At 47.6% G+C, this 11392-nt stretch carries 11 protein-coding genes; 10 read left to right on the top strand and 1 reads right to left on the bottom strand.

Annotated features, from left to right (window positions below; all coding sequences use genetic code 11):
• From IV71_RS02155 to IV71_RS08425, 7 genes are all read left to right on the top strand, one after another.
• Positions 1 to 2218, top strand: a 2218-nt coding sequence (locus tag IV71_RS02155; protein WP_162258591.1) for a DUF1542 domain-containing protein, incomplete at its 5' end; no start/stop codon positions are given.
• Positions 2219 to 2330: 112 nt separating this feature from the next.
• A complete protein-coding gene (locus IV71_RS02150) occupies positions 2331 to 3152 on the top strand; it encodes an energy-coupling factor transporter ATPase (protein ID WP_010017490.1) in 822 nt (273 codons plus the stop codon).
• Positions 3128 to 4036, top strand: coding sequence for an energy-coupling factor transporter ATPase (locus IV71_RS02145; protein WP_010017488.1), 909 nt, complete (start codon positions 3128 to 3130; stop codon positions 4034 to 4036). The genes IV71_RS02150 and IV71_RS02145 overlap by 25 nt, the downstream gene beginning before the upstream one ends.
• On the top strand, positions 4029 to 4829 hold the full coding sequence (locus IV71_RS02140; protein WP_010017487.1) for an energy-coupling factor transporter transmembrane component T family protein: 801 nt from the start codon (positions 4029 to 4031) through the stop codon (positions 4827 to 4829). The genes IV71_RS02145 and IV71_RS02140 overlap by 8 nt, the downstream gene beginning before the upstream one ends.
• 23 nt (positions 4830 to 4852) lie before the next feature.
• Positions 4853 to 5635 (top strand): tRNA pseudouridine(38-40) synthase TruA, encoded by a 783-nt coding sequence (truA, locus tag IV71_RS02135; RefSeq protein WP_010017486.1) that lies wholly within the window; start codon positions 4853 to 4855, stop codon positions 5633 to 5635.
• Between the two features lie 12 nt (positions 5636 to 5647).
• Positions 5648 to 6058, top strand: a complete 411-nt coding sequence (locus IV71_RS02130; RefSeq protein WP_010017485.1) for a pyridoxamine 5'-phosphate oxidase family protein — start codon at positions 5648 to 5650, stop codon at positions 6056 to 6058.
• 340 nt (positions 6059 to 6398) lie between these two features.
• Positions 6399 to 6527 (top strand): hypothetical protein, encoded by a 129-nt coding sequence (locus tag IV71_RS08425; protein WP_010017484.1) that lies wholly within the window; start codon positions 6399 to 6401, stop codon positions 6525 to 6527.
• An 884-nt stretch (positions 6528 to 7411) separates the two neighbouring features.
• On the opposite strand, the gene IV71_RS02125 is transcribed toward IV71_RS08425, so the two are convergent.
• Positions 7412 to 8866 (bottom strand): collagen binding domain-containing protein, encoded by a 1455-nt coding sequence (locus IV71_RS02125; protein ID WP_029489946.1) that lies wholly within the window; start codon positions 8864 to 8866, stop codon positions 7412 to 7414.
• 315 nt (positions 8867 to 9181) lie between these two features.
• Here IV71_RS02125 and rplM point away from each other — a divergent pair, with 315 nt between their 5' ends.
• From rplM to IV71_RS02110, 3 genes are all read left to right on the top strand, one after another.
• On the top strand, positions 9182 to 9625 hold the full coding sequence (rplM, locus tag IV71_RS02120) for a 50S ribosomal protein L13 (protein ID WP_010017478.1): 444 nt from the start codon (positions 9182 to 9184) through the stop codon (positions 9623 to 9625).
• 17 nt (positions 9626 to 9642) lie between these two features.
• Entirely contained in the window at positions 9643 to 10038 is a 396-nt protein-coding gene (rpsI, locus tag IV71_RS02115; protein ID WP_010017477.1) for a 30S ribosomal protein S9, read from the top strand.
• Between the two features lie 396 nt (positions 10039 to 10434).
• Positions 10435 to 11388 (top strand): hypothetical protein, encoded by a 954-nt coding sequence (locus IV71_RS02110; protein WP_010017474.1) that lies wholly within the window; start codon positions 10435 to 10437, stop codon positions 11386 to 11388.
• The last annotated feature ends 4 nt before the right edge of the window (positions 11389 to 11392 follow it).

The raw sequence follows: 11392 nt of genomic DNA, 5'->3' as shown, positions 1-11392 counted from the left end.
TGAAGCTGACCGCAAGGCAGCCGATGAGAACATCGACAACGCTTCAGACGCCGACGGGATTAACTCCGCTGCTTCAGACGGTATTCAAAAGATTGACGCTGATCACAAGCCAGGTACGTCAACCGATGACCAGAAGAAAGCTCAAAAGGCCAACGTTGATGCGGAAGCTAAGAAGGTGGACGCTGCCATCAATGCTGACAACACGTTGACGACCGATGAAAAGAAGGCGCAGTCGGAGACAGTTGAAGCTGATCGCAAAGCGGCCGATGAGAACATCGATAACGCTGCGGATGCTGATGGAATTAACGCTGCTGCTTCAGCTGGCATCCAAAAGATTGACGCCGACCACAAGCCGGGAACGGCAACCGATGTTCAGAAGACGGCCCAAAAGTCCAACGTTGATGCCGAAGCCAAGAAGGTATCAGCTGCCATCAATGCTGACACCACGTTGACGACGGATGAAAAGGCAACGCAAACCGCAGCCGTCGAAGCAGACCGCAAGGCGGCCGATGAAAATATCGATAACGCTACAGATGCCGATGGTATCAACGCAGCCGCTTCGGCTGGCATCCAAAAGATTGACGCCGACCACAAACCGGGTAAGTCAACGGACGACCAGAAGACGGCTCAGAAGGCTAACGTCGATGCGGAAGCCCAGAAAGTGGACGCTGACATCAAGGCCGACACGACTTTGACGTCAGGTGAAAAGGCAACGCAAACCGCAGCGGTCGAAGCAGACCGCAAGGCAGCCGATGAGAACATCGACAATGCTGCAGATGCTGACGCTATCAACGCAGCCGCTTCAGCTGGCATCCAAAAGATTGACGCCGATCACAAACCAGGTACATCAACGGATGATCAGAAGACAGCTCAAAAGGCTAACGTTGATGCGGAAGCTGAAAAAGTCATTAAAGCGATTAAGGCTGATACGACTCTGACAAACGAGGAGAAAAACAGCCAAGTTGGTCAGGTTCAAGCTGATCAGACACAAGCTGACCAGCACATCGACAACGCTTCAGACGCCGATGGTATTAACGCAGCCACTTCAGCTGGCATCCAAAAGATTGACGCCGACCACGTACCAGGTACACCAGCGGTCAACCAAAAGACAACTCAAAAGGGTAATGTCGATGCCGAAGCCAAGAAGGTATCGGATGCCATCAAGGCCGATACGACCTTAACGACGGACGAAAAGAACGCCCAATTGGCTAAGGTTGAGGCTGACCGCCAGGCAGCCAATGACAACATCGATAAGGCGGTCGATTCGGATGCTATCAATGCGGCCATGGCGGCTGGAATCCAAAAGATTGACACTGACTACCAGCCGGGCTCGCTTGACGATGTTAAGAATCAAAACAAGAAAAACATCGACAATGCGGCGGCCAAGGCTAAGCAGGTCGTTGATGACGATGGTTCATTAACGCCAGATGATAAGAACAAGCGGAAGGCGGCCATCGATCAAGCAGCGGCCAAGGCGAAGGCTGCGGTTGATAATGGTCAGAATGCTGATGATTCAGACAAAAGCGCCAAGGCTGGTGAACAATTAATTGCCGGACTAAATGATGCTAAGAATGCTGCAGATGCAACGATTAACCATGCATCTGATCAGGAAAAGTCTGATATTAAAAACGATGCTTCCTTGTCGACGAAGCAGAAGAATGCTCAGGATGCGCAGGTCGATGAAGCGGCGGCTGCTGCCAAGAGTGCAATCGATGATGCGACTGATTTGGATGACTTGAACCAGGCAACACAAGCTGGTGTTAAGGCCATCGAGCAGGTTCATCAATCAGCAACACCACTGAGTCAGCAGAAACATGATGCTGAAAACGCATTGAATCAAGATGCTGACCGTGTTAAGGCTGAAATTGAACAAGATTCAAACCTGACGAACGCTGAAAAGCAGGAACAGCTCGCTCATTTGAACGCCGTGCTTCAACAAATGAAGCAGGCAATCGAAAACGCTAGCGATTCTGATTCACTTGAAAAGGCGTTGACTACTGGTAAAGAAGCCATTGAGGCTTGTTACCAAAAGGGTGTTCAGAAGCCAAGGGCAACAGCTGTTGCTCCAAAGGTGGAGGAACGTCCGGTTGTGAAGGACGGTGGTCTGCCAAAGACCGCTAGCCGGGTAAAACGGAATGCCACACAGCAAACCGTTGGCCTAGCCCTTGCAGCTAGTCTCACGACCTTCTTCTTAGCGAAGAAGCGCCATGACAAGTAAAAAATCGGATGAACATCCGGAAAAAGCAGTTGAAAGGAAACTTTCAGCTGCTTTTTTGATTCACTTTTTGAAAGTCTTCCGGGGGGCTTCTGATATGGTAAAATAGCAGATAATGACAGATGCAATCACAATCAAAAATTTAACCTATTCTTACCCTGAACAGGGGCAGCTTTTCGACAATTTTTCGCTCTCAATTCAAGAGGGGGAATGGCTGTCAATTGTTGGGCACAATGGTTCCGGTAAATCAACGCTTGCTAAGCTCATCTTGGGTTTGCTTGACTTTGATGAAGGTGAAATTAGGGTCTTTGGTCAAAAGCTACAGCTAGAGACTTTAGCCGCTATTCGTTCGCAAGTTGGCATGGTTTTTCAAAATCCAGACAATCAGTTCGTTGGCGCCACGGTGGCCGACGATGTGGCCTTTGGTTTAGAGAATCGGCAGGTACCCTCCGAAGAGATGCCGGCCATGATTGAGGCTGCCCTTAAACAAGTGGGGATGGCGGCTTATGCTGATCGGGAACCCCACACTCTTTCGGGAGGACAAAAACAACGGGTAGCGCTGGCGTCAATTCTGGCCCTTCAACCAAAGGTAATTATTTTGGACGAAGCGACGGCGATGCTCGATCCCGAGGGAAAGCAGGCGGTGTTGCAGACGCTGAAGCAACTCAAGGAGCGTTATCAAAGTAAGCTTACGCTGATTATGATTACCCATGATATGGAAGAAGCAGCCCTAGCCGACCGTGTGGCTGTAATTGATGATGGTCGCTTGGTTGAAAACGAGGCGCCACGGGCTCTTTTCTTGAAGGGGCAAGAACTAGCAGCGCTAGGACTGGCACTGCCATTTGCGATGGCCTTACAAAAAGACCTCGCGATTGATCAGCCGGTTTACCGAACGAAGCAGGAGTTGGCCACATGGTTATCAAAATTGAAGGCTTAGACTTTGCGTATGGTGCTGGTAAGCAAAGCGTACCAGTCCTCAAAAATATTAACGTTACAATACAAAAAGGCATGATTACGGCTATTATCGGCCAAACGGGTTCTGGAAAGTCCACGCTGGTCCAGCAACTGAACGCGTTGCTCAAACCAACAAAGGGAACGGTACAAATTGGTGAACACGTTGTCACGAACAAGACCAAGGAAAAGGAACTGGCACCCATCCGCGCGGAAGTGGGGATGGTCTTTCAGTTTCCTGAATCACAACTCTTCGCCCCAACGGTGTTAGAAGATGTCATGTACGGACCCAAAAACTTTGGGGCAACGGATGAAGAGGCGAAGAAAGCCGCAAAAACAGCCTTAAAGCGAGTTGGCTTTGATGCAACGCTCTATGAGCAATCGCCTTTTAATTTATCTGGTGGTCAGATGCGACGAGTCGCACTTGCCGGTGTATTGGCGATGAATCCACAGACCATGGTTTTCGATGAACCAGCGGCGGGATTAGACCCACAGGGACAAGAGGAACTCTTGAATCTGCTTAAATCATTGCGTGACGAGGGGAAGACCGTGGTTTTAATTTCTCACCAAATGGATCAGGTGCTGGCCCTAGCAGACCGGGTACTGGTTTTAAAAGATGGTGAAATTGCGGCGGATGAACCCGTTGACCAACTTTTTTCACGGCCTCAATCCTGGTTTGCTGAGCAGCACTTAGATCTGCCGGAAACCATTGCCTTCCAAAAGCAATTGGAAGAGAAGGGCTTTGTTTTTGATGGTCTCTGCAAGACGGTTCCGGATTTAGCCAAGGCGATTAAGAAACAACTTGACCCGACAAAAATCCAAACGCTTGGCTCGACCATTAGCGAAAACGGGGAGGCAAATCATGAATAACTTAGTGATTGGTCAATTCGTTCCGGGTTCTGGGATTCTCTATAAACTCGATCCCCGTACCAAAATCTTGATGACGATTGCCTACGTGTTCTTACTGGTTTTTGCCAACAGTTGGCCTACCTATCTCTGGTCAGCGGCCTTTTTGTTAATGGCCCTCGTACTGACAAAGCAGGGACTTGGCCTGTATTGGCGTGGCATTAAGCCGATTCTTTGGTTGATTCTCTTCACCGTGGTGCTCCAATTGCTGTTTTCAGGTGGAACACCGGTTCTCTTCGCTTTCGGACCCGTTAAAGTCACACTGCCGGGCTTGATTAATGCCTTTTACGTGGTCGTGCGCTTCGTGTTAATCGTGTTGATGTCAACCATCTTGACGATTACCACGCCACCGACGGCCATCGCATCGGCTATTGAATCGCTCCTGAAACCGCTCAAAGTCGTGAAGGTGCCCGTGTCCGAATTGGCGCTAATGCTATCCATTGCGCTGCGCTTTGTTCCGTTGTTAATGGGCGAAACCGATAAGATCATGAAGGCGCAAAAGTCGCGAGGAATGTCGCTATCAACCGGCTCGCTGATTAAGCGCGCAAAGGCGGTCGTGCCACTGCTGGTCCCCCTCTTTGTCGGGGCCTTGCAACGCGCACTGGACCTCGCCAACGCCATGGAAGTCCGTGGCTTCGAGTCAGCCGAGGGACGGACTCGTTATCGCGAATTGTCTTACAGTAAAGCAGATGCCTGGGCATTCGGGGCCGTACTGGTCTTTGCCTTTGGGTTCATTGCCTTAAATTTTGTGTCATAAATAAGAATGGAAAGGAGCTTCTTATGCCACGCTATCGAGCAGTGGTTGCCTACGACGGGTCAGACTTTTTAGGCTTTCAAGTACAGTCTAAAAACGGTGTCGAACGGCACCGAACCGTACAAGGGGAGCTCATTAAAGCAGTTAATCAAATGGGAAAGAATCCGGCCGAGCGCATTAAAGTCGTCGGTGCTTCCCGCACCGACACCGGCGTTCATGCCAACGGGCAGGTCATCCACTTTAACTTGCCCTTTGACATCCCCGGCGAAGGCGTGCGAAAGGGATTGAACACCATTTTGCCCCGCGATATCCTGATTAAGGAAGTCCGTCAGGTACAAGACGACTTTCACGCTCGGTTCTCATCGCACAACAAGCGCTATTATTACCGGGTGTCCACTCAGGATTACGTGGACCCCTTCAAGCGGCGGTATACAGGCCATTTTCACTGGAACCTTGATCCAAAGCGGATTGAAAAAGCCTTGCCGGATTTGATTGGTGAACAAGACTTTGCTACCTTCGCTGCTTCTGGTAATCAGACAGCGACAACTATCCGGACGATTACGCGCGCCGAGGTGCAGGTGAAAGAAGACGAACAGGAATTGGTCTTTACTTTCGAAGGCAATGCTTTCTTGTATAATCAGATTCGAATTATGGTCGGTGTTCTACTTGAAATTGGAACGGGGCGTCGCCCCGTCGATGCCATTCCAAAGTTGATTGCGGCAAAAGATCGCGAACAGGCGCGCTATACGGCACCTGCAGCAGGATTGTATTTGGACCATATTGATTACGATGGTCAGTTGGATAAGTAAAGGAGAGGCAACATGACGCTATTTGAAGAATACGCACTGGCAGCAAAGGGATTGCTCTACGTTGCCACCGAAAAAGATGGGCAGCCCAGCCTACGCATCATGGGCTTTGCAATGGACCCCAATCAGCACAATCACTGGTATTTGGTCAGCCAACCAGATACTGGCAAGATTGCGGACTTAAAAGTCAATGACCGGGTGGCTATTATGACGGTCATGAACGAAAACGGCGCTCGGATTGAATCCAATCAAGCGACATTGCGTCCCTCGACAAAAAACTGGGCGGACGTCAAGGATTACTTCACAAATCCCGTCTTTCACCGGAACCATCCCCACCCAGAGGAAGAAGTGCTCCTAGAGCTGACCATTCACTCGGCCCGTCTGGCAGCCTATGCTGGTAACGAAGTCTTTACATTTGAAGATTAAAAAGAAAACAGTCAGACGAAAGTCCGGCTGTTTTTTCTTGGTCAGTTAGGGCGGGAATTTTTGTTTTTTTGAAAAGAGCGAAAGGAGGGGGCTGATTTAGTTAATTGACGAGTGACCATTCTCAACGATATATAAAAATCAGTATTTTAAACCCACTAATTAAAAATCAGATAATCACTCTTTTCACGTATTTTATACATCCTAAATCAAAAGATTCATTATTTATTTTTTGCAATCATTCTTCTTGTTCGGCCCATTTGGCCGTGCTATATTTCAGGTGAGAGCTGGCCAGTTCTTATTGCTTGTTTGGAGAATTTGTTTTTGTAAGAAAGGACACGATATGTACGAAACAACGATGCAAACACTTGATGACGAACAGCTAAACGAAGTTTTGGGCGGACGTTCCATCGCCTATCAAGTGGGGTATACGTGTGGTCGGTTAGTTCGTTCCATTGTGATGGGCCGTTAAGTTTGAAGAAAGAGAAGGGAGAAAAGAATGCAGGGTATTATGGTGAGTGAACGTTATGTTAATTTAGCTGTCAATCAGTTAGCCGAAGTGCATGGTGGCATGGGCAACCGTGGGCTTGTCCTAGGACGAGCGGTGAGCCAATTTGCCCATGGATTTTGTGATGGGCTCTTAGGCAAATAATGACTGATTAATGATTTGATTGAAAACGGCTGCTGTACGGGCAGTCGTTTTTAATTGCCAGCAACCCCGTGGAGAAACACTTGGACTGCTTTTTCCCTTTCGGTTTATCGCCTGAACTTTTTCAGTTCTTCCCATACTTATCCATTAGACACTGTTAAAAAAGTCGCTAGATCCAACAATACATATTTTAAATTATTGCATAATACTGCAACATAATTTAAAAATATAAATAAAATGATTGCCAGTTACCACGAATCGTGGTATAAATAAAGCAGACAGAGGGACCAAAATACGAACCCACTTTTGTCAGCGAATCAATAGAAGCAGTGTTCGAGCTGTCGACTGACACTTTCTCTTCCTATACTAGTCTGGTGTCATAAGATTGGCGTGATGATCCATGGTAAGCGCTTCTCCGGCGTTTACCGTTCGCGCGCTGCTGACCTTCACTGATTTCGTTTCTTTGCCTGGGTGTTTTGGTTACGATAGAAATTTGCGCTGCTATCCTCTTTTAATCAGCTTGTTTCTTCTCTCATGTTTGCTCACAATGCTGCGGGATGTTGACAGTGAGTAATTCCCTCTGTCTGAATTGATCGGTGGTTGCCTTGGTAACCGCCGGTCTTTTCATGACGACCGATTATAAAAAAAGGACCAGCCAATTTCACTTGAAATCGGCTGGTCCTTTTATCAATACTATGATAAGTTACTTATTTTTTCTTTGTGTTTACGATAAGAAAAAGTGTAACTGAAGCACTTAAGGCAGTCAACAAGCCCTTAATAAATTGAGGGTTTGCTTTCTTATTTGTTTCCGGCATTAGCGGAGTAGGAACACTGTTGGTAATTGTTGAAGCAGGTTGTTGCTTTGTGGGTGTTTCATTCTTTGTTGCGACAGCTGCTTGCGCTGGCTCAACAGGAACCTTAGGGGTTTCCGGCACTTTTGGAGTATCCGGTTGCTTAGGCGTATCCGGAACCTTAGGGGTGTCCGGAACCTTCGGTGTATCCGGAACCTTCGGTGTATCCGGTTGCTTAGGCGTGTCCGGCACTTTTGGAGTATCCGGTACTTTTGGTGTGCCCGGCTGCTTAGGCGTATCCGGCACCTTTGGTGTATCGGGTTGCTTAGGCGTATCAGGGACCTTCGGTGTATCCGGCTTCTTTGGCGTGTTATCGCCATGGAAAGTAGCGGATCCGGAACCGGCATACGTTGGGGAATAAACGTCCTGCGTTTCGGGCGTTGTATTCTGACCCGTTAAGTCAACCGAGTTCCCGTATTTCTTTTGAACACCACTATCGGTGATTTTACTTTCGTAGTAAATCAGATAGGTGTCGTCAATGGTTCCGAGGTCACCGTGAAAGCTCGTCGCGCTATCTTTGACAAAGCCGGCAGGATTATCCGCCAGACTAATGGTGGTAAAAGTCGTGCCATCGGCATTGTAGCGAACCTGGCGGATGTTAAAGTCACCCGTTAACACTTGGTTACCAGTCAATTGGTCATGAATCACGGCGTTTTCCACGTGGTCACGGGCGTAGTTCACGCGAATGCACCAGTGCAAGATGGAGGGGTCGTCGGGATCGTACCATGACCACTTGGCCAACTTTTCGTCACTGGCTGGACCAGTAGCGGGATTGATGTTGACCGTGTTCGCGTTTGGCGTGGTGCCATCACGATCGGGCAGATTCCAATTGATCACCGTGGCCTTGCCAGTGTTGACTTTGTCCAGGTTCCAGTGCATGGTAATGGACAGGGAGCCGCTAATGGCGTCCGTCTGGTTTTCCTTTAGCGCTAGGTCGGTGTAGTGAATGTTAATCCGATTAGTTGCTGGATCGGTTGTCCCAACCCCCACAACTTGGCCTAAGGCATCCTTGATGTCAAAGTTAATGACCGATAGGATGGTAAACTGTTCGGGCACGGTAATCGAGCTATCACGACTTTGGTCGCTCAGCGCCCCACTGGGAATCTTATAACCATAGGTAACCTGCATATTGTCGATGGGACCGTATGGGTCAGCCGTCGGGTTCGTTAGATCCTTCAGGGAGGCGCTAGTAACGTATTGATTCGCTTCAGCTGCTGAAACTTTGCTGGCGTGACTAACTGTCCATAACCCAAGGGTTAACGCCGCAAGAATCAACAAACAAAGCTGTTGAATACTGTGTCTTCTTCTCATACTTCTCTCCTTTCTCAAACATTGTAACCTATTAATAGGATATTTCCTTGAATTTTGTTCTTTAATTTAGAAAATTAGCGGGGATGACTTGCGAAAAGATTTTTTTAGGGGACATTTTCAAAATGCCTTTTTTAAAAGTCGGTGGGAATCTTGTAAAAAAGCCCGCGAATCCGCCATTTATCGTTGACACTCTGCCCGATATTTTATATACTGTAAATCGGTATTGTTTACCTCACGATAAGCCCCGGAAACTTATTGTAACCGTCTGAGAAGGAACGCTCAGACATTGTAAACAACTAATTAAAGGAGCGCGCCATGCGTACAACATTTTTAGCAAAGCCAGGCGAAATCGAAAAGAAGTGGTACATCATTGATGCAAAGGACGTCGTAATGGGTCGTTTGTCAACGGTTGTTGCCGCCATTTTGCGTGGTAAGAACAAGCCAACTTTCACGCCTAACGTTGACATGGGTGACAACGTCATCATCATCAACGCCGGTGAAGTAAAGTTGACTGGTAAGAAAGCAACTGACAAGATTTACTACCACCACTCAAACCACCCAGGTGGCTTGAAGGAACGTACGGCTGGTAACTACCGCCAATACGATCCAGAAAAGTTGTTGGAATTGTCAATCAAGGGTATGTTGCCTAAGACTTCTTTGGGTCGCAAGCAAGGTTTGAACCTCCACGTATACGCTGGAGCGGATCACAACCACGCTGCACAAAAGCCTGAAGTGCTTGACATCAACAAGTTAGTTTAAGAAAGGAGACCAAGAATATGACTGAAGCAGCACAATATGCCGGAACCGGTCGTCGTAAGAACTCAGTTGCCCGTGTCCGTTTGGTACCAGGTACTGGTGCAATTACGATGAATGGTAAGTCCATTGAAGACTACATTCCTTTCCCTAACTTGCGTGAAGTTGTTTTGCAACCATTTAACGCAACAGATACGTTGGGTAACTACGACGTACTTGTTAACGTTAACGGTGGTGGATTCTCAGGTCAAGCTGGTGCAACTCGTCACGGTATCGCCCGTGCCTTGTTGACGGTTGACCCTGACTTCCGTACTGCATTGAAGCAAGCTGGTCTTTTGACTCGTGACGCTCGTATGAAGGAACGTAAGAAGCCAGGTCTTAAGAAGGCCCGTAAGGCATCACAGTTCTCAAAGCGTTAATCGTTGGATTACCGTTTTACAAAAAGTCCGCAATCGCGGGCTTTTTTTGTTTGGCAAAATTCAGGTGGTTGCTGTGCTAAAATAAAAGCAGGAAAAATTTGAAAAGAAAGAGTCAATTTATGAATTTGATTGCTAGATGTATTGCAGCCTTTAAGCAAATCCGGTTGCGTACTTGGATTATTGTTGCCGTTCTGTTGATTTTGATTGTGGCGCTTGCGCCGTATGCGATTGAATCATGATGCTTGGTTAGGTTGTCGACCTTCTGATTTTAGAAGGTCTTTTTTATTTAAAAAAAGTCTAAATACCCTCATAAATGCACCTTTTTACAATAAGTGTACCCATTTTGTGGTACACTTTTATATGTTCATTTAATCTAGACATAATAAAGGAGAAAGTATGACAAGTCGCAAAGAATGGGAAGAGTATTTCGAACTCATCAACAACCGTAAGCCAAACGCAGATGAAATCGCTGCTGCATTGGAAAAGGGTGAGTTCACGGATGCCCACGCCGAAGCTGCTAAGGCTGAAGCAAAGGTTGAGGCCGAACTGAAGAAGGACGGCAAGGAAATCAGCAAGGGGATGGAAGAAACCAAGGAACAAGCCGGCGAAGCCTTTAACAAGGCCAAGCAACATGCTGGTAACTACTTTGGTTGGTTGAAGAACCGGGCCTTGCACCCAATGAAGTATGTCAACGAAGACAAGCCAAACCAATTGTACCTTTGGCTGACTTTCGCTTTGACGACGGTTTTGTCTGCTGGAATCTTCTGGAACGTGATTCGTCGTATCTTTGCGGTTATGGGGGATGCCGTTCGAAGCAGTTACGGAAGCAGCTATTCAAGTTCTTATACGCGTGGGATTGCTGATCTCGCTGGGCGCGTTTTGCCATCGGTCTTCTTTAACTTTGTTGTCGTCTTTGTCATCTTGTTCTTGGCGGCTTTGCCAGGTTTGGCATTGGTGTCAAAGGGGAAGGAAAAGTTCAAGAACTTGGTTAACAAGTTCTTGGTCTTCCAACCAGCCGCTGCCATCTTTGCCGCTGTGGGCTTTATTTACTCATTCATCGCTCAAGTGCCAACGGAAAACAGCATCAGTAACTTGAACAGCACGATTCAAGGCATCATGATTAACATTGGAATCTTGATTGCCCTCCCAATGTTGGCTGTGGCCGTGACGAACCTCGCTTCCATCTACTTTGTTCAAAAGTATCGCGAAAACGACCAGAAGATTGACTTGATCTGGTGGCAAATTGCCCAAACCATCATCACGTCCGTTGTGATTTACATTGGTTACGCGGTCATTGTCACCCCAATGTTTAAGTCATTGATCGACACGATTTCAAGCTTTAACTACTAATCTA

The sequence above is a fragment of the Fructobacillus fructosus KCTC 3544 genome, from assembly GCF_001438695.1.
GTDB classification, from domain to species: domain Bacteria; phylum Bacillota; class Bacilli; order Lactobacillales; family Lactobacillaceae; genus Fructobacillus; species Fructobacillus fructosus.
Note: the sequence above shows the minus strand (reverse complement) of the source record. Positions and strands in the feature narration are given on the sequence as shown.